The 16,850-nt window shown below is 75.8% G+C and carries 12 protein-coding genes and 1 tRNA gene; 8 read left to right on the top strand and 5 right to left on the bottom strand.

The window, feature by feature from the left end; translation table 11 throughout:
* Window positions 1-13: 13 nt before the first annotated feature.
* From O7628_RS17030 to O7628_RS17055, 6 genes are all read left to right on the top strand, one after another.
* Window positions 14-2,182, top strand: coding sequence for a diguanylate cyclase (locus tag O7628_RS17030; RefSeq protein WP_278131835.1), 2,169 nt, complete (start codon window positions 14-16; stop codon window positions 2,180-2,182).
* Between the two features lie 9 nt (window positions 2,183-2,191).
* Window positions 2,192-3,193, top strand: coding sequence for a UTP--glucose-1-phosphate uridylyltransferase (locus O7628_RS17035; protein ID WP_278131836.1), 1,002 nt, complete (start codon window positions 2,192-2,194; stop codon window positions 3,191-3,193).
* Window positions 3,190-4,503, top strand: a complete 1,314-nt coding sequence (glp, locus tag O7628_RS17040) for a gephyrin-like molybdotransferase Glp (RefSeq protein ID WP_074477083.1) — start codon at window positions 3,190-3,192, stop codon at window positions 4,501-4,503. The genes O7628_RS17035 and glp overlap by 4 nt, the downstream gene beginning before the upstream one ends.
* A gap of 117 nt (window positions 4,504-4,620) precedes the next feature.
* Entirely contained in the window at window positions 4,621-5,262 is a 642-nt protein-coding gene (locus O7628_RS17045; protein ID WP_278136327.1) for a GNAT family protein, read from the top strand.
* 179 nt (window positions 5,263-5,441) lie between these two features.
* Window positions 5,442-6,236, top strand: coding sequence for a hypothetical protein (locus tag O7628_RS17050; protein ID WP_278131838.1), 795 nt, complete (start codon window positions 5,442-5,444; stop codon window positions 6,234-6,236).
* A 263-nt stretch (window positions 6,237-6,499) separates the two neighbouring features.
* Window positions 6,500-6,573 (top strand) — tRNA-Ala (locus O7628_RS17055).
* A 138-nt stretch (window positions 6,574-6,711) separates the two neighbouring features.
* On the opposite strand, the gene O7628_RS17060 is transcribed toward O7628_RS17055, so the two are convergent.
* Window positions 6,712-7,575 (bottom strand): alpha/beta hydrolase, encoded by an 864-nt coding sequence (locus O7628_RS17060; protein WP_278131840.1) that lies wholly within the window; start codon window positions 7,573-7,575, stop codon window positions 6,712-6,714.
* Window positions 7,576-7,659: 84 nt separating this feature from the next.
* Here O7628_RS17060 and O7628_RS17065 point away from each other — a divergent pair, with 84 nt between their 5' ends.
* The gene (locus O7628_RS17065) at window positions 7,660-9,615 is read left to right on the top strand and encodes a BTAD domain-containing putative transcriptional regulator (protein WP_278131842.1); all 1,956 of its coding nucleotides are present in this window, start codon (window positions 7,660-7,662) and stop codon (window positions 9,613-9,615) included.
* 4 nt (window positions 9,616-9,619) lie between these two features.
* Here the strand turns inward: O7628_RS17065 and O7628_RS17070 are convergent, their stop codons facing one another.
* The 3 genes from O7628_RS17070 to O7628_RS17080 all read right to left on the bottom strand — a co-directional run bounded on the left by O7628_RS17070 (window position 9,620) and on the right by O7628_RS17080 (window position 12,344).
* Window positions 9,620-10,159, bottom strand: a complete 540-nt coding sequence (locus O7628_RS17070) for a hypothetical protein (protein WP_278131844.1) — start codon at window positions 10,157-10,159, stop codon at window positions 9,620-9,622.
* Window positions 10,160-10,581: 422 nt separating this feature from the next.
* A complete protein-coding gene (locus O7628_RS17075) occupies window positions 10,582-11,340 on the bottom strand; it encodes a class I SAM-dependent methyltransferase (protein WP_278131846.1) in 759 nt (252 codons plus the stop codon).
* Window positions 11,341-11,489: 149 nt separating this feature from the next.
* Window positions 11,490-12,344: a hypothetical protein gene (locus O7628_RS17080; RefSeq protein ID WP_278131848.1), complete on the bottom strand. Its 855-nt coding sequence runs from the start codon at window positions 12,342-12,344 to the stop codon at window positions 11,490-11,492.
* Window positions 12,345-12,530: 186 nt separating this feature from the next.
* Between O7628_RS17080 and O7628_RS17085 the strand changes: the two genes are divergently transcribed.
* Window positions 12,531-15,521, top strand: a complete 2,991-nt coding sequence (locus O7628_RS17085; protein ID WP_278131850.1) for a BTAD domain-containing putative transcriptional regulator — start codon at window positions 12,531-12,533, stop codon at window positions 15,519-15,521.
* Here O7628_RS17085 and O7628_RS17090 read toward each other — a convergent pair.
* The gene (locus tag O7628_RS17090; RefSeq protein WP_278131852.1) at window positions 15,498-16,841 is read right to left on the bottom strand and encodes a glycosyltransferase; all 1,344 of its coding nucleotides are present in this window, start codon (window positions 16,839-16,841) and stop codon (window positions 15,498-15,500) included. The genes O7628_RS17085 and O7628_RS17090 overlap by 24 nt on opposite strands.
* Between the last annotated feature and the right edge of the window lie 9 nt (window positions 16,842-16,850).

A 16,850-nucleotide genomic window follows, 5' to 3' on the forward strand; every position in this document is an offset into this window, starting at 1 on the left:
TCCGGGGGGAGCGTTGACGCTACGCGGGCGGTTGACGGCGGCCTTCCTCACGGTGGTGCTGGGCCCCGTCCTGCTCGGGGCGTTCTTCGTCGGCCTGACCATGACGACCGTCGACCGCAACCGGGCGGCCGAGCAGCTCGGCCTGGCCGCCGCGGCCGTGCGTACCTCGGTCGACGCCCTCTGCCAGCAGCTGCGCGCGGCGGCCGACGCGGTCGCCCTGGCCCCCGACGCCGCCGGGCGGGCGGGCACGGCCGGGCAGGTGGTCGGCCGGGGCCTCGCCGCCGCCGTGCTGGTCACCGACGTGGCCGGCGTCCCGACGTACGTGACCCCCGGCGCCCCGGTCGCCCCCTGGCGGGACTGCGACGCCGCCGACCCGGCCGCCGGCCCGGTCGCGGCGCTCGCCGCCCGGGTCGCGCTGCGCGACCGGGCCGGCGGCGACCTGGGCGCGGTGGTCACCGCCCAGCCGGTCGACCCCGGCCTCGTCGGGCGGCTCGCGGCGGTCACCGGCGTCGCGGTTACCCTCCTCGACGGCGCGCCCGGCTCCGTCGGGGTCGCGGCCACCACCGAGGCCCCGGCCGTACGCGACGGGGTGCTCGCCGCGGCGCGCCGGGCCGCCGGCGACCGGGTCACCGGCACCGGCGACGGCCGCTACGTCCGCCGGATCCCGCCCGCGCCGGGGCAACCGTTGCCGCTGGTGCTCTCCGTGCCCAGCGAGCAGCCCCCCGACCTGTACGCGGCACTGGTCGGCGCGGTGCTGCTGGCCGGGCTGCTGGCGGTGGCCGTCGCCTGGCGGCTGGCCCGGGTCACCACCCGTCCCCTGGTGGAGCTGGCCGGCGCGGCGGACCGGGTGGCCCACGGCGACCTCGCCACCCGGGTGCCGGTGCGCAGCCGCGACGAGCTGGGCCGGCTGGCCGACGCGTTCAACCGGATGACCCGGGAGACCGGCATCTACGTGCAGGCGCTCACCAGCAGCCGGGACCAGCTGCGCGGCCACCTCGCCGTGCTCGGCGACACCCTGGCCAGCACCCACGACCTGCAACGCATCCTGCGGGTCATCCTGCACAGCGCGATCGCGGCCACCGGGGCGCGGGCCGGGGCGGTGCTGCTGGTCGACGGCGGCGTGCTGGTCGGCCGGTGCGCCGAGGGGCTCGACGGGCGCTGGTCGCCCGACGCCGGGGCGGACCCGGAGGACACCGGCGCGGCCGGCCTGCGGGTGCCCGTCGGTGGCGGGATCGTCGGCGCGGTGGCCGCGACCGGCCAGCCCCGCCGGGGGCGGGCCGACCCGGTGGCGGAGGCCGCCGGGGAACCGCGCTGCGAGACGTACGTCGCGGTGCCCTTCGCCGCCCCCGGCGGCCCGGCCGACCCCGGCATCCGGTCCGGGATGGACCCGGGCGTGCCCGGCGGCCCGGCGGCGGCGCTCGGCGTGCTGGTCCTCTACGACCGGCTCGGCGGCGACGAGTTCGACGACGCCGACCTGGAGACCCTGCGGACCTTCGCCGGGCACGCGGCCGTGGCGGTGGACAACGTGCGGGTGCACGAGGAGGCCCAGCGGCTGTCGCTGACCGACCCGCTGACCGGGCTGTGGAACTACCGCTACCTGCGCGAGTCGATCCGCCGGGAGGTGGAGCGGGCCAGCCGGTTCGGCCGGATGCTGAGCGTCCTCGCGCTGGACCTGGACCGGTTCAAGGAGGTCAACGACACCTGGGGGCACGCCGCCGGGGACGCGGTGCTCGTCGAGTTCGCCCGCCGGGTGCGGGGCGAGATCCGCGAGGTGGACCTGGCCTTCCGCCGGGGCGGGGAGGAGTTCGTGGTGCTGCTGCCGGAGACCGACGCGCGGGGCGCGGCGATCGTCGCCGAACGGCTCGGCGCGGCGACCCGGGAGACTCCCGTCCCCGTGGAGTCGGGCGGCGGGGCCCGGATCCGGGTGACCGTCTCCGTCGGCATCGCCGTCTACCCGGACCACGCCTCCACCGGTCAGCAGGTCCTCGACGCGGCCGACGACGCCCTGTACGCGGCGAAGGCGGCGGGCCGGGACACCTGGCGGCTGGCCGAGGCGCGGCCCTGGCCGCCGGTGGAGGAGCTGGCCGTGCCGGCCGGTTCGGTCAGCCCGGCCGACGGCCTGCCCCGGGCCGGCGGCGCGTCTTCCGGTCCTCACCCGTCGCAACACGGCGTTGGCCGATAGTCTCGCGACATGTCGGAGCACTCAGCGAACCCCTCAGCGGCCACCGCAACCGGTCGTTCCCGCGCGGTCAAGGCCGTCATCCCGGCCGCCGGCCTGGCCACCCGGTTCCTGCCGGCCACCAAGGCGGTGCCCAAGGAGCTGCTGCCGGTCGTCGACCGGCCGGTCCTGCAGTACATCGTCGAGGAGGCCACCCAGGCCGGCATCGGCGACGTGCTGCTGATCACCGGGCGCGGCAAGACATCGATGGTGGACCACTTCGACCGCCGGCCCGACCTGGAGGCCCGGCTGGAGTCCAAGGGCGACGCCGAGCGGCTGGCCGCGGTGCGCCGTCCCAGCGAGCTCGCCGAGATCTACACCTGCCGGCAGCCGGAGCAGCTCGGCCTCGGCCACGCCATCGGCTACGCCGAGTCGCACGTCGGCGACCAGCCCTTCGCGGTGCTGCTCGGCGACGAGTTCGTCAAGCCGTCCGAGCCGCTGCTGCCGGCGATGCTGGAGCTACAGGCCCGCACCGGCGGGATCGTGCTGGCCTTCTTCGAGGTCGACCCGGCCGAGACCAAGCGGTACGGCATCGCCTCCGTCGCGCCCGCCGAGCCGGAGCTGACCGACATCGGCGAGGTCGTGCAGGTCACCGGCATGGTCGAGAAGCCCAAGCCGGAGGACGCCCCCAGCAACCTCGCCGTCCTCGGCCGGTACGTGCTGCCGGGGCGCATCTTCGACGCGATCCGGCGCACCGAGCCGGGCAGCGGCGGCGAGATCCAGCTCACCGACGCGATGGAGCTGCTGCGCACCGAGGGCGTCCCGGTGCACGCGATCGTCTACCGGGGCACCCGCTACGACACGGGGATGCCGCTGGGCTACCTCCAGACGGTGGTGCAGCTCGCCTGCGAACGCGAGGACCTCGGCGCGGAGTTCCGCAAGTGGCTCGCCGAGTTCGTCAACAACGGCGACGAGACCGTCACCGAGGCGATCCTCAACGGCATGCGCGACTCGTCGGGCGGTCCTAATACATGACCGCGACGGCCGACGCCGAGGCGGCCGCGAACGAGTTGACGCCGCTCGCCGACTACCTGGGCAGCGTGCTGCGCAGGTTACGCGCGCTGCCCCCGCTCGACCTCGACCTGACCCAGGCGCACGGCAACGTCCTCGCTGAGGACGTCGTCGCGCCGCACTCCTACCCGGCCTTCGACCAGGCGGCCGTCGACGGGTACGCGGCGCGTTGGGACGACCTCTCCGGCGCGGGCCGGGCGGCGGGCGGATACGCCGACCGCTCCGGCCCGCCCGGGTCCCGCACCGTGCGGCTCAACGTGGTCGGCGACCTCGGCGCGGCGAGCTGGCGGCCGGTGCGGCTCACCCCGGGGGCCTGCTTCTCGGTGGCCGCCGGCGCGCCGCTGCCGATCGCCGCCGACGTGGTGGTGCCCGTGGAGTGGACCGATCAGGGCATGGCCGCCGTGGAGATCTTCCGCACCCCCAAGCGGGGGTACGGGGTGCGCCGCGCCGGTGAGGAGCTGCCGGCCGGCACCCTGCTCGCCCGCGCCGGCACGTACGTCTCCCCGGCCCTGGTCGCCGTCTTCGCCGCCACCGGCATCGGGCACGTGGTGGTGCGGCCCAGCCCCCGGGTGGTCATCGTGGCCACCGGCGACGAGCTGGTCGACGTGGGCCGGGGCAGCCAGCCCGGGCAGGTGGTGGACGCGAACTCGCACGCCCTGACCGCCGCCGCCGCCGAGGTGGGCGCGCTGGCGTACCGGGTGGGGATCTGCGACGACGACCCGGAGGGGCTGCGTGGGCTGCTGGAGGACCAGACCCTGCGCGCCGATCTGATCATCACCACCGGCGGCACCGGCACCGGGCCCGGCGACATGGTGCGCCGCATCCTGTCCCGCCGGGAGGGCGGCCGGGCCGGGCCGGTCACCTTCACCGAGGTGGCCCTCTATCCCGGCACCGCCCTCGGGTTCGGTACGGTCGGCGCCGAGGAGGTGCCGGTGGTCTGTCTTCCCGGTGAACCCGGCGCGGCGCTGATCGGCTTCGAGGTGCTGGCCCGGCCCGCCATCAACCTGTTGGCCGGGGCCGAGCCCGTGTTCCGGCCGAGCGTGCGCGCGCACCTGCTGGAGACCATCACCTCGCCCGGCGGGCTGCGCGAGTTCCGCCCCGCGCACGTCGCCGAGCGGCGCGGCGGCGGCTACACCGTCCAGCCGCTGCCGGGCGGGAAGTTCACCCTGTCCGGCCTGGCCGAGGCCAACGGGCTGATGGTGCTCGGCGAGCGCGTCACCACGGCCGCCGCCGGCTCCACCGTGGACGTCCTCCTGCTGGACCGGCGCCGGTGAGCGCGAGGAGTGAGCTTGCGAGCCCCGCAGTCGCGAGCGGAGGGCTGGCTCGATGAGCGCGAGGAGCGGGCTGGCGAGCCCCGCAGTCGTGAGCGGAAGGTCGGCCCGGTGAGTGGACTGTGGTCGGGGCGGTCGCCGGGGTGGCCGGTGGTGCTCGTGGACGGCCCCGTGCTGCTGCGGCCCTACCGACGCTCGGACGCGGCGGCCTGGTCGGAGGTGCGCCGTGCCAACCGGGCCTGGCTGGCCCCGTGGGAGTCGGCGCTGCCCGGCAACTGGGACGAGCTGAACTCACCGGCGGCGTTCCGCTGGGTCCACAAGGACCAGCGCCGCTCGGCGCGCACCGGCGAGGGGATGCCGTTCGCGGTCTGCCTGCGTGAGCACGGCGGGGAGCGGCTGGTCGGGCACCTCAACATCGGCAGCATCGTCCGGCGGGCGTTCTGCTCGGCGTACGTCGGATACTGGGTGGACTCCCGGGTGGCCGGGCGGGGCGTCATCCCCACCGCGCTGGCGCTCGCCGTGGACCACGCGTTCGGCCCCGGCGGGCTGCACCGGATCGAGGTGAACATCCGGCCGGAGAACAAGCCGTCCCGCCGGGTGGTGGAGAAGCTCGGCTTCCGCGAGGAGTCGTACCACGTGCGGTACATGCATATCGACGGTGCGTGGCGCGACCACATCGGATACGCCATGACCAGCGAGGAAGTCGCCGCCGAGGGCGGCCTGCTGGCCCGCTGGCACCGGTTGAGCGCCGCCACGGGGTGAACCGTCCCACCCCCGCCTGATCGGCGCGGCGCACAATCAACCTGGTCGGCGGCCCGTAACCTCAAGTAACTGCAAGCTGCGGCAAGCGCTGCCCGACCGCATCTTCGACCGCCCGGGACGGTGCCAGTCGAAGATTCTGCGGCCGTACGGCGGTTGCCCCGAACCTGGTGACGGGAGGGGTGAGGGTGCCGACCTCGGTGCTCCTCGCCGTCCTCGCCGCCGCCGGTCTGCTCGCCCTCGCGCCGGCGCTGGTTCGCCGGTACGACGCCACCGAGCGGCTGGTGGCGGAGCGGGCGCAGTCGACGGCGCGGGTGCTCCAGCGCCGCCGGCGGCGACGCACTGTCCCCGGACGCCGGCCGGTCAACCCCTCCCGATCTCTCGTTGTCACCTTGAGCGAGAATGTGAACACGGGTGGTCTCTCCGCTCCCGTGTCCGCCCCGCCCGCGCCGGCGCGGCGACGCGGCCGGCTGCGCGCCGTGCCGCCGGCCGTGAAGTCCCGTCGACGGGCCGCACCCCGCCGCCGTCCGCACACCCCGGCGATCTACCGCAGGCGGCGGGTGCTCGCCGCCCTGCTGCTGCTCAACGTCGTCGAGCTGATCGGGGTGGCCGTGGTCGGCCCCGGCTTCTGGATCGGCTTCTCCGTCACGGCCACCCTCCTGGTGACGTACGTGGTGCACCTGCGCAAGCGGGCCCTCGCCGAGCGCCGCCGCCGACGCGCCCACGCGCGGGAGGCCGCCTGGCTGGCCGCCCGGCAGGCCGAGGTGCGCCGGGAGCAGGCCCGCCGGGCAGCGGCCCGCCGGGAGGCCCAGCGCCGCCTGGCGGCCCAGCGCGAGGCGGTCCGCCGTACGGCGATGGGCCTGGACCGGCCCGCCGACCTGCCACCGGCGGCCAGCGGCGGTTCGGTGTCGTACCGGCGGGCTGGGGGGCTGCGGGGCCGCCCGTACCAGTCGGGCCGCACCTCCCACTCGGCCTGACCGACCTCTCCTGACCGGCTCGTCGGCTCGCGCTTGATCGGGTCGCTCGGCTCGGCTTGATCGACTTCATGTCGGCGACATGGCGGGGTCTGAGGGGTCGGGATACCGCCATGTCGCCGACACGGTGAGCGTCGACCTGGCCCGTGAGCAGGCACGGGCCGGGTGGGCGGGGCGGATTCGCATGGCGGGCGGGTGTGCTGTTAGTCTTGTCGCCGGCCCGCCTGGTGCAAGCCAGGTGGGACCGAAGCCGGTTAGCCGGCGGAGGGGCTGTGGCGCAGACCGGTAGCGCACCTCGTTCGCATCGAGGGGGTCAGGGGTTCAAATCCCCTCAGCTCCACCCTTAACGCCAATGGCCAGCGGAAACGCTGGCCATTGATCATTTGGCACAGATCCGGCACAACTCAGCCCGGAACGCCGCCCCGGAGCGGTTGCCCGCAGCCTTGCGCCACCCGCACCACAGCTCCGAGGCGCTCGCTCAGCGGGTCAGCAGAGCGCGGATCTCCCCGGCTACCAGGCCGGGATCCTCCTCGGCCATGAAATGACCGCACGTGACCGGGACGTGGTGGAGGTCCGGGGCCCATGCCTTCCACAGCCCGGCGGCGTCGAAGCCGAGCACGGCCCCCCAGTCCTGCTGGAGCACGGTGACCGGCATGGCCAGGGTGCGACCGGCGTCGCGGTCGGCCCGGTCGTGTTCGACGTCGATGCCGGCCGAGGCCCGGTAGTCGGCGACGATCGACGGAATGGCGGCGCGGGCGGCGTCGAGGTAGGCGCGGCGGATGTCGGCGGGGATGGCCTGCGGGTCGTTGGTCCACAGGTCGAGGAAGTGGCCGAAGAAGTCGTCGGAGGCCCCGGCGATCATCTTCTCGGGCAGGCCGGGCGGCTGGGCCATCAGGTAGAGGTGGAAGCCGACCTGGGCGCTGACCCCGTGCATGACGTTCCACATGTCCAGCGTCGGCAGCACGTCCAGCGACGCCAGGTGCGTGACGTGTTCCGGGTGGTCGAGCCCGGTGCGGATCGCGACCAGCGCGCCCCGGTCGTGCCCGGCCAGGGCGAACCGGTCGTGGCCCAGCGCCTTCGCGAGAGCCACCACGTCCGTGCCCATGGTCCGCTTGGAGTAGGTGTCCGGGCCGGCCTCGGCCGGCTTGTCGCTGGCGCCGTAGCCGCGCAGGTCCGGGCAGATCACGGTGTGCTCCGCGGCCAGGTCGGCGGCGACGTGCCGCCACATCAGGTGGGTCTGCGGGAAGCCGTGCAGCAGGACGATCGGGCTGCCGGAGCCGGCCACCGCGGTGTGGAGCTCCACGCCGTCGGCGACGGGGACGCGTACGTGGTCGAACTTCATGTTTCTCACACCTTCTCTCGGGGTCGCCGACAACTGTGCGAGGTTCGGATGAGCAGCGGATGAGCGCCGGGATAGCGTGGCTCCGTGCACCGTGGGCCTGTCACGTTCGGCGTTCTCGGCCCGGTGGTCGCCGAGGACGCGCAGGGCCGACCCGTCGCGTTGAAGGGGCCGATGCACCGCGCGGTCCTGGCCCGGCTGCTGGTGGCCCGCCGCCGGGTCGTACCCGTCAATGATCTTGTCCAGGACCTGTGGGTGGCGCCCCCGGACGGCGCGGTGTCCGCCGTGCGGACCTTCGTCGCGGCGCTGCGCAGGGCGGTCGAGCCGGACCGCCCGCCACGGGCGCCGGCGACCCTGCTGGTCACCCAGGGCCTCGGGTACGCGCTGCGCTGCGAGCCCGATCAGGTGGACGCCTGGCGGTTCGAGGAGGCGGTCACCAACGCCGGCACCATGGACGCGGCCGCCGCACTGGCCCGGTTGGACGAGGCGCTCGCCTGGTGGCGCGGTCCCGCGTACGCCGACTTCCCGGACGCCGCCTGGGCGCGGGCCGACCGCTCACGACTCGCCGAACTGCGCCTACAGGCCGTCGAGGGGCGGGCCCAGGCCCGGCTCGACCTGGGGCGGGCCGCCGAGGCCGTTCCCGACCTCGACGAGCACGTCATCGCGCATCCGTGGCGGGAACTGGGGTGGCGGCTGTTGGCGCTGGCCCTGTACCGGTCGGGTCGGCAGGGCGACGCGCTGGCGGTCCTGCGCCGGGCCCGGGAGCTGCTCGCCGGCCACCTGGGCGTGGATCCGGGGCCGGCCCTGCGCGCGTTGGAGACGGACATCCTGCGGCAGGAGCCGGGCCTGGCCGGGCCCGCCCGGCCCGATCCGGCCGGCGAGGCGTTGACGCGGGCCGTCTCCGCCTACGACCGGGTGCTCGCCGGTGGCGCCCGGGTGCGGCTGGAGTCGGCGGTCGGCCTGCTGCGCAACCTCGCGGTGACCGGAGCGGGCGGCCTGGAGGCGGCCCGGGAGCAGCGCGCGGCGACGATCAGCGCCGCCGAGGAGCTCGGCGACCCGGCGTTGACCGCGCGGGTGATCGGCGCGTACGACGTGCCGGCCAGCTGGCCTCGCTCCGACGACCCCGGGCAGGCCGCCGGCATCGTCGCCGCCGCGGAACGGGCCCTCGTGGTCCTCCCACCGGACGGCCCCGACCCGGTCCGGGCCCGGCTGCTGGCCACCATCGCGATCGAGTCGCGCGGCACCCGTGACCCGCGGCCACGCGAGTACGCCCGGCAGGCCGAGGCGATCGCCCGCCAGCTGGACGACCCCGCGCTGCTCGCGTTCGCGCTGAACGGGGTGTTCATGCAGAGCTGCCACCGCACCGGCGGCTCGGCGCGCCGCGATCGGATCGGCGCCGAGCTGGTGAGCCTGGGACACCGGCACGGCCTGGCCTCCGCGGAGGTGCTGGGTCACCTGATCCGGTTGCAGTCCAGTTGCGCGACCGCCGCGTTCGACCGGGCCGACCGGCACGCGGAGGCCGCCGACGACCTGGCCGGCCGGCACGAGCGTCCCCTGGTCGGCGTGTTCACCCAGTGGTATCGGGCGCTGCGCGCCGACCTCGCCGAGCAGGCGTCGGTGGAGCGGGCCGAGTCGCTGTACCGCAGCGCGGCGGCCCGGCTGGACCAGGCGGGCATGCCCGGCATGCGCGACGGCCTGCTGCCGCTGGCGCTGCTCGGCCTGCGCCTGCGCCGTGGCCTGCCACTCGCCTCCGCGGACGACCGGTGGGGGCCGTACGGGCCGTGGGTGCGGCCCCTGCTCGAACCGGGCCGGACCGCGCTCGCCGACGTGCCGGACCCGCCTGCGGACCTGCTCGCGGAGGCGCTGTGGTGCCTGTTCGCCCGGGCCGCGACCGCCGCGGCCGACCGGGCCGCCATGGAACGGGCCAGGCGGGCGCTCGCCCCGGCGGCGGCCGAGTGGGCCGGCGCGTCGAGCGGGGCGTTGACGGTCGGCCGCGTCGCGGATCAGCTGGCGGCGCTGGACGCCGCGCTGCGACCCGGCTGACCCGTCAGAGGTAGGCGATCTCGCTGAAGGTGAGCGGGATGAAGCTGGTGGGGCCGCCGTAGGTCCAGGTGATGTAGGCGTCCGCGCCGGTGCGGTATTCGCCGGACATCCGGGGGTATTCGGTGTCGGCGCTCGCGGTGGTGGTGCTGTAGCTCGTGTGGGTGTTGTACGTGACCTGGCTGCTGTAGCGGAACAGGGCCACCTCGACCTGGATCGCGTAGACGGGCTGGGTGCACCGCACGGTCGCGATGCCTTCCTCGCCGCCGCCGTACGGGCCGCCGTAGTAGACGAAGGGCTTGGACGGGGTCAGCGTGCAGGTGATGTCCAACGCGCCCACCCTCGCCGTCGCGACGAGCGGCCCGCGAGCGGTCGTGGCCTTGGCGGAATAGGTCGTCGTGCCGGCGGAGAGGGCGGAGCGCTGGCCGTTTGCGGTGCTGCCCGCGGCCTGGCTCGGCCCGGCCACCGCGAGCAGTGCGGCCGAGAGGGCGACGGTGGAGAGTGCGGCGATGTACCGGAGGGCCCAGCTTGGACGTACTTTCGTCATCACGCGTCCTTTTGTGTGTCGTGATCGAGCGGGTCGGGGAGGTGCTGGATCGAGCCGGGTTCGACGGATTCGGTGGATCGGTCACCCTTTTCCGCGGCGGTCTTCCGCAGTGGCCGGAGTCGGGCACGCAGATGTGCAGGAGCGCTGGAGGGAAAGGGGGCATAGTGGATGGTCGGCTATCGTGCCGATCGTCGGACCCGCCTGGTCAGAGTCTCGCAGTGGCCCCGACCGCCGCGCAAGAATGCGGCCGGCCCGCCGATTCGAGTGTCGCCATTCTGTCCGAGTTCATCAATCGATTGTTTCGGATTGCATTTGCGGTGCGTGGGAAGAGCGTGTTCGGTATTGCGGGAATCGCGATTCCTATTGATTGGCGCCGCGTCAGCCGAGACCGGCGCTCGGGTCAGTGGACCCGGCCACGCCGGTCAGCGCCGTTCGAGCGTGAGCAGCGGCTCGGACAGCGGCGGCGAGGGCGCGTCGGGGTCGGCGGCCACGGCCTCCTCGATGCTGCGCAGGCCGGCCTCCACCTCGTCGGGGTCGAGCTGGGAGAAGAAGGAGAGCGCGCGCAGGCGCAGCCGGTCGAGCACGTCGGCCCGGGTGCCGTCGGAGGGTTGGGTGACCGTGCCGAAGCCGGTGACCCGCCAGCCGGCCGCCGTGAACGTCGCGACGACCTCGTGCAGCGGCTGGAACTGCGCGAGGTCCGCGGCGAGGCCGCGCGGGAAGTGGCCGAGCCACCATGGCTCGGGGTGGTGGTCGCTGAAGTTGCCGCGCAGCAGCAGCCGCCCGCCCGGCCTGAGCGCCCGGGCCAGCTCCCGTGCCGCGCGGGGCTTGTCCTGGACGTGGTGCCAGACGCAGAACATGAGCGCGTAGTCGGCGCTGCCGTCCGGCACGGGCAGGTCCTCGGCGGCGCCCGCCAGGTAGCGCACACCGGGGCGCGAGGGCTGCGCCTGGGCCACCTCGCGCATGCGTACCGAGGGTTCGACGCCGGTGACCGGGCCGAACGCGCTCGCCAGCAGGGGAGTGAACCGGCCGGTCCCCGAACCGACGTCCAGCCCCGCCAGTGGACGCCGCTGCGGCAGCGCGTCGGCGAAGGCGCTCAGCCACGCCCTCGACTGCTGCGCGGTGAGCGCCCGGCCGCGCGCGTAGTGCCGGTGCTGCTCCCGGTCGTAGTCGACCCGCCTCATCCGCAGCCCCCGTCCGCAGCCGGTGTCCGATGTATCGCACCGATACATCGGCACGATACTGGGCGGCGCGCGAGAAGGCCATGCGCGTCGCGGGCCGGAACCGCCGGGGCCGGGGCCACCTCGCTCGGTGACCCCGGCCCGCTCGCGGGTCAGCTGCCGCAGATGCCGTACCCGTTGAGGCTCCACGAGCCGGCGAAGCCGTCGGCGTCCTCGTCGGCCCGCACCCGCACCGTGTCGCCCCCGGTGATGTTGACCGCGGTGAGCAGCACCTGACCGTTGCCGGCGTTGATGTCCGCCCCCGCGCTGTAGAGCCCCTTGCCGGCCGGGCACGCCTTCACGGCGGAGTCGGACGGGTTGCTCGCGCCCGTCCCCGTGGTCACGACCCGCTCCAGGCCGGCGGGCGCGGTGGCGCAGACCGCGATCGCGGTGGCGCTCCAGCCGGCCGGCGAGGTGCCCTGCACCGCGACCGCCCGGACGGTCACCGACGTCAGGTCGGACGACGGCACCACCTGGTCGAGCACGACGTCGCCAAGGCCGCTGTTGACCCGCCCGCCCATCCCGATGACCTTCTTCGTCCCGCAGCTCGCCGTGACGTACTCCGTCCCGACCGCCCCGGTCGCCGCGACGACCTGGTAGCCGGCCGGCGCGGTGGCGCACTGGGCGAGGGTCTGGAGCCCCCAGTCACCGGCGAAGTTGACCGGGCCGACCTCCCGCATCGTCGCGCTGAACCCGGTGCCGTTCGCCAGCGGCTCCAGCCGGTCCAGCCCGACGTGTCCGGCGGCCGACGACCCGGCGAGAAGGTAGCCACCGCCCCCGGTGACCACCTTGCCGGCCGGGCACGCCGCGAAAGCAGACTTGTCCGCGCTGCTCTCGGCGGTCGCCGTGCCGACCGTCTCCAGCCCCGCCGGCGTCGCCGATGCCGGTGCCGCCCAACCCATGGTGGCGATCACGGCCGCCGTCGACGCGATGACCGTCAGCGCGCCCTGTCCCCTGGTTACTCGCATGTCGCTCTCCCTGTCCACCGTGGCCGGCGTCGTGCCGGCCGGCCTCCCGCCGGACCGTGGTGGCGGCGGATGGGGAGAGCCTGGGCGGGCCCGCTTGTCGTCCGCTTTCCGACCGCTTGTCGCCGGCCGCGCCGGCCCCGCCGTCCATAGACTGTGGTCGTCCGATCACGACCGACGAGGAAAGCCATGCGGTGGTCCCTCCTTGGCCCTGTCCAGGCGACCGCCGGGGGCCGGGTCCTCGCCATCGACCGTCCACAGCAACGCGCGGTGCTCGCGCTGCTGCTCCTCAACGCCGACCGGCTGGTGCCCGCCGGGCAGCTCGTGGCGGCGCTCTGGGCCGACGAGCCGCCGACCAGCGCCCGTAACCAGGTGCAGGTCTGCGTGTCCCGGATCCGGTCGGCCCTGCGGGACGCGGGCGCGGGCGACCTCCTGGTCACCCAGGGCGGGGGCTACCGGCTCACCGTGCGCGGGACGGAGCTGGACCTGACCGAGTTCACGGCGGCGGTCGAGCGGGCCCGGGTCGAGGAGGCGGCGGGCCGGCCGGCGGAGGCGGCGCGGCTGCTGCGCGCGGGCCTGGCGCTGTGGCGCGGGCCGGCGCTGGCCGGGGCGGCCGGGGCCTTCGTCGACGCCGCCGCCACCGACCTGGACGAGCAGCGGCTGCTCGCCTGCGAGCGGCTGGCCGCCGTGGAGCTCGGCCTCGGCCGGTTCGCCGCGATCGCGCGGACCCTGCGTCCCCTGGTGACCGAGCATCCGCTGCGGGAGCCCCTGGTGGCCGGCTACCTGCTCGCCCTGGCCGGCTGCGGCCAGCGGGCCGCCGCGCTGCGGCTCTACGTCGAGACCCGGCGTCGCCTCGTCGACGAGCTGGGCGTGGAGCCCGGCCCGGAGCTGAGCCGGGCCCACCTGCGGGTGCTGCGGGGGCAGTGGCCGGACGGGTCCGCGCCCCCGGAACCGCCGCCGCCCGGGCCAGCGTCCCCGGAACCGCCCCCGGAGCTGCCGCCCGCCCGGCCCGCGCCCCCGGAGCCCCCGCCCGCCGGGCCGACCCCGACGCAACTGCCCGGCCAGCCCGCCTGGTTCACCGGGCGGGCGGCGGCGCTGCGGCAACTGGACGCCCTGCTGCCCGCCGACACGGCGGACGCCGGCCGGGACGGCGGGGCGGGCCGGGCGGTGGTGATCTCCGCGATCGCCGGCACCGCCGGGGTCGGCAAGACCACCCTGGCGGTGCACTGGGCGCACCGGGTCGCGCACCTCTTCCCGGATGGGCAGCTCTACGTCAACCTGCGCGGATTCGACCTCGACGGCCGGGCCGTCCCGCCGGGCGAGGCGCTGCGCGGCTTCCTGGAGGCGCTGCACGTGCCGCCCCAGCGGGTGCCCACCGACCTGCCCGGGCAGGCCGCGCTGTTCCGGACGCTGCTCGCCGACCGGCGGGTCCTGGTGCTGCTCGACAACGCCCGCGACGACGGCCAGGTGCGCCCCCTGCTGCCGGGCTCGCCGGGCAGCCTGGTCGTGGTGACCAGCCGCAACCGGCTCACCGGCCTGGTGGTCAGCGACGGGGCCCACCCGGTTGCGCTGGACCTGCTCCCGCCGGCCGAGGCGCGGGAACTGCTGGGCCGCCGGCTCGGCCGGGCCCGCGCCGACCGCGAGCCGGCGGCGCGGGACGAGATCGTCCGCCGGTGCGCGGGCCTGCCACTGGCCCTGGCCATCGTGGCGGCGCGGGCCGTCGGGCAGCCCGACGCGCCGCTGGCGGCGCTCGCCGCCGAGCTGCGGGACACCGACCCGGACCGGCTCACCGCGCTGGCCACCGGCGACCCCGCGACCGACGTGCGGGCGGTCTTCTCCTGGTCGTATCGGGCGTTGGACGCCGACTCGGCAAGGCTGTTCCGGCTGCTCGGGCTGCATCCGGGTCCCGACGCGGCGCGGCCGGCGGTGGCCAGCCTGACCGGCCTGCCGCCGGCCCGGGTCGGCACGCTGCTGGCCGGGCTGGCCCGGGCGAACCTGCTCACCGAGCGCACCCCCGGCCGGTACGCGATGCACGACCTGCTCCGCGCGTACGCGTCGGAGCTGTGCCACGGGCTCGACCCCGAGGCGGAACGGGAGGCCGCCCGCCGTCGCCTGTTCGACCACTACCTGCACGCCTCGCACGCGGCGGACCACCTGCTCGACCCGTACCGGCTGGCCCGGCCCGCCGCGCTGCCGCCGCCGGAGCCGGGGGTGACGGTGGGCGACCGGCCGGACCACGCCTGGGCGACCGGTTGGTTCGCCGCCGAGCACCACGTCCTGCTGGCCTGCGTGGAGCAGACGGCGGCCACCGGCCTGGACCGGCACGCGTGGACGCTGGCGGCGGCCCTCACCACGTACCTCGACCGCAGCGGGCACTGGCCCGAGCTGGCCGCCGCGCAGCGGACCGCCCTGGCGGCGGCGCTGCGCCGGGGGGACCTGGCCGGGCAGGCCCTGGCGCACCGGGGGCTCGCCATCGCCTGCACCTGGTCGGGCGACCACGAGGCGGCACACCGGCACTACCGCCGCGACCTGGAGCTCTACCGGGAGCTGGGCGACGACACCGGCCGGGCGCACACGCACCTCGGGGTGAGCTGGGTGCTGGCGCGGCAGGGCCGGCTGCGGGCCGCGCTCGACGAGACCCGGCTGGCCCTCGACCTGTACCGGGCCGCCGGCTACCGGGTCGGGCAGGCCAAGGCGCTCAACAACCTGGGCTGGATGCACGCCCGGCTCGGCGAACCGGAGCCGGCGCTGCGCTGCTGCCAGGCGGCCCTGCGCCTGCACGAGGAGAACGGTGACCGGCACGGCGCGGCGCTGACCTGGGACAGCCTCGGCTACGTGCAGCACGGCCTCGGCGACCACGACCGGGCCGCGGACTGCTACCGGCGGGCGCTGGCGCTGCACCGGGAACTCGGCGACCGGTACGACGAGGCGGAGGTGCTGGACAACCTGGGCGACAGCCTGCGGGCCGCCGGTGACCTGGACGCCGCGCGCCGGGCGTGGCGGGAGGCGTTGGCGATCTTCGACGAGCTGCGCCATCCGGACGCCGACCGGCCCCGGGCCAAGCTCGCCGCCCCGGCCTCCGGCTCCCCGGCCGCCGCAGCGCCGGCGGGTGCCTCGGCGGCGTCGGTGGCCAGCGTGGCGGGTGCCTCGGCGGCGTCAGTGGCTGGCGGCGAGCTTTAGCACCAGGTCGGCGGCCCGGCCCACCCCGCCGGCCCGGCGGCACTGCTCGCCCCAGTGCCGGCTGCGTTCCCGGAAGCTCTCCTCGGTGAGCAGCCGGCGCAGCTTGCCGGCGACCTCGCCCGCGTCGACGTGCGGTGGGTGGTCGAGCGCCAGCCCGACCCCGGCGTCGACCGCGCGGGCCGCGACGTCGTAGCAGTCCAGCCAGAACGGGGTCATCAGCATCGGCTGTCCGAAGTGGACGCCCTCGTGGAAGCCGTTGGCCCCGCCGTGGCAGACGAACGCCCGGACGTTCGGGTGGGCCAGCACGTCGAGCTGGGACGGGATCCACTCCTCGATCCGTACGTGCGGCGGCAGCGGGCCGGGCAGCAGGTGCCGCTGCGCGGCGGGCAGCTTCCACAGCACCTGGTGCTCGGGCCCGATCGCGGCCAGCGCCTCGGCGAAGGCGCGCACCTGCGGGCCGGTGAGCCGGGCCAGGGTGCCGAGGCAGGCGTAGACGACCGAGGTCTGCCGGTCGAGCCAGCCGGTCAGCTCCCCGCCCTGCCCCGGACCGCCGGACGGGCCCTCGCCCGGGGCGGGGTCGCGGAGCGGCACCATCGGGCCGAACAGGTGCAGGTGCTCCGGCGCGGGGAAGGGGTATTCCAGCCCGAACACCGTGTAGCCGAAGACGGCCGTCGCGGCGGCGCTGTATTTCTCGGGGTCGCCGAACGCGTTGTCGATCCGCTGGGCGCGGCGGTGCCGGGCCTGTCCGGCGAGCGCGCGCAGCAGCGACAGCCGCAGGCGGGCGCGGAAGGTCAGGTTGGTCCAGCGCTGCCGGGGGCCCAGCCGGCGGGGCAACCCCGAGGTGGGCGTCGGGTAGTCCCACGGCAGCCGGCTCAGGTAGACGTTGCTGGGCGGGAACGCCAGGCTCAGCACGTACGGCACGCCCCGGGCCAGCGCCGCGTCGAGCGCGCCCAGGTTCAGCATGTCGATCACCATCAGCGAGGGTCGGATCTCGTCGATCTGTTCGAGGGTCCGCGCCCGGACCCGGTCGGCCACCTCGGGGATCCGGATCTGCCGGGCGAGGGCGACCAGGCCGGCGGTGGTCATCGGCCCCCGGGTCATGGCGGCGTACAGCTCGTCGTCGACGCGGAGCACGGTCTCGCCGGTGGAGCGGAAGCGCAGCGGGCTGCCGGTGGCGTGGGCCGCCACCCGGTCCCGCGCCTCCTCCTCGGCGGCGAACCACAGGCCCGGCTCGCCGCGCCGGGACAGCTCCCCGGCGATGGCGAGCAGGGGGTTGAGCTGCCCCGGGTGCGCGGGGCTGGCGAAGAGGACGGAGCGCATGGGTGTCCC

Source organism: Micromonospora sp. WMMD956 (assembly GCF_029626125.1).
GTDB lineage: Bacteria > Actinomycetota > Actinomycetes > Mycobacteriales > Micromonosporaceae > Micromonospora > Micromonospora carbonacea.

Bases quoted from the DNA above. Each gene is read 5' to 3' on its own strand.
- O7628_RS17035 (WP_278131836.1), top strand. From the start codon at position 2,192: ATGTCGGAGCACTCAGCGAACCCCTCAGCGGCCACCGCAACCGGTCGT.
- glp (WP_074477083.1), top strand. From the start codon at position 3,190: ATGACCGCGACGGCCGACGCCGAGGCGGCCGCGAACGAGTTGACGCCG.
- O7628_RS17060 (WP_278131840.1), bottom strand. From the start codon at position 7,575: ATGAAGTTCGACCACGTACGCGTCCCCGTCGCCGACGGCGTGGAGCTC.
- O7628_RS17070 (WP_278131844.1), bottom strand. From the start codon at position 10,159: ATGACGAAAGTACGTCCAAGCTGGGCCCTCCGGTACATCGCCGCACTC.
- O7628_RS17075 (WP_278131846.1), bottom strand. From the start codon at position 11,340: ATGAGGCGGGTCGACTACGACCGGGAGCAGCACCGGCACTACGCGCGC.
- O7628_RS17080 (WP_278131848.1), bottom strand. From the start codon at position 12,344: ATGCGAGTAACCAGGGGACAGGGCGCGCTGACGGTCATCGCGTCGACG.
- O7628_RS17085 (WP_278131850.1), top strand. From the start codon at position 12,531: ATGCGGTGGTCCCTCCTTGGCCCTGTCCAGGCGACCGCCGGGGGCCGG.
- O7628_RS17090 (WP_278131852.1), bottom strand. From the start codon at position 16,841: ATGCGCTCCGTCCTCTTCGCCAGCCCCGCGCACCCGGGGCAGCTCAAC.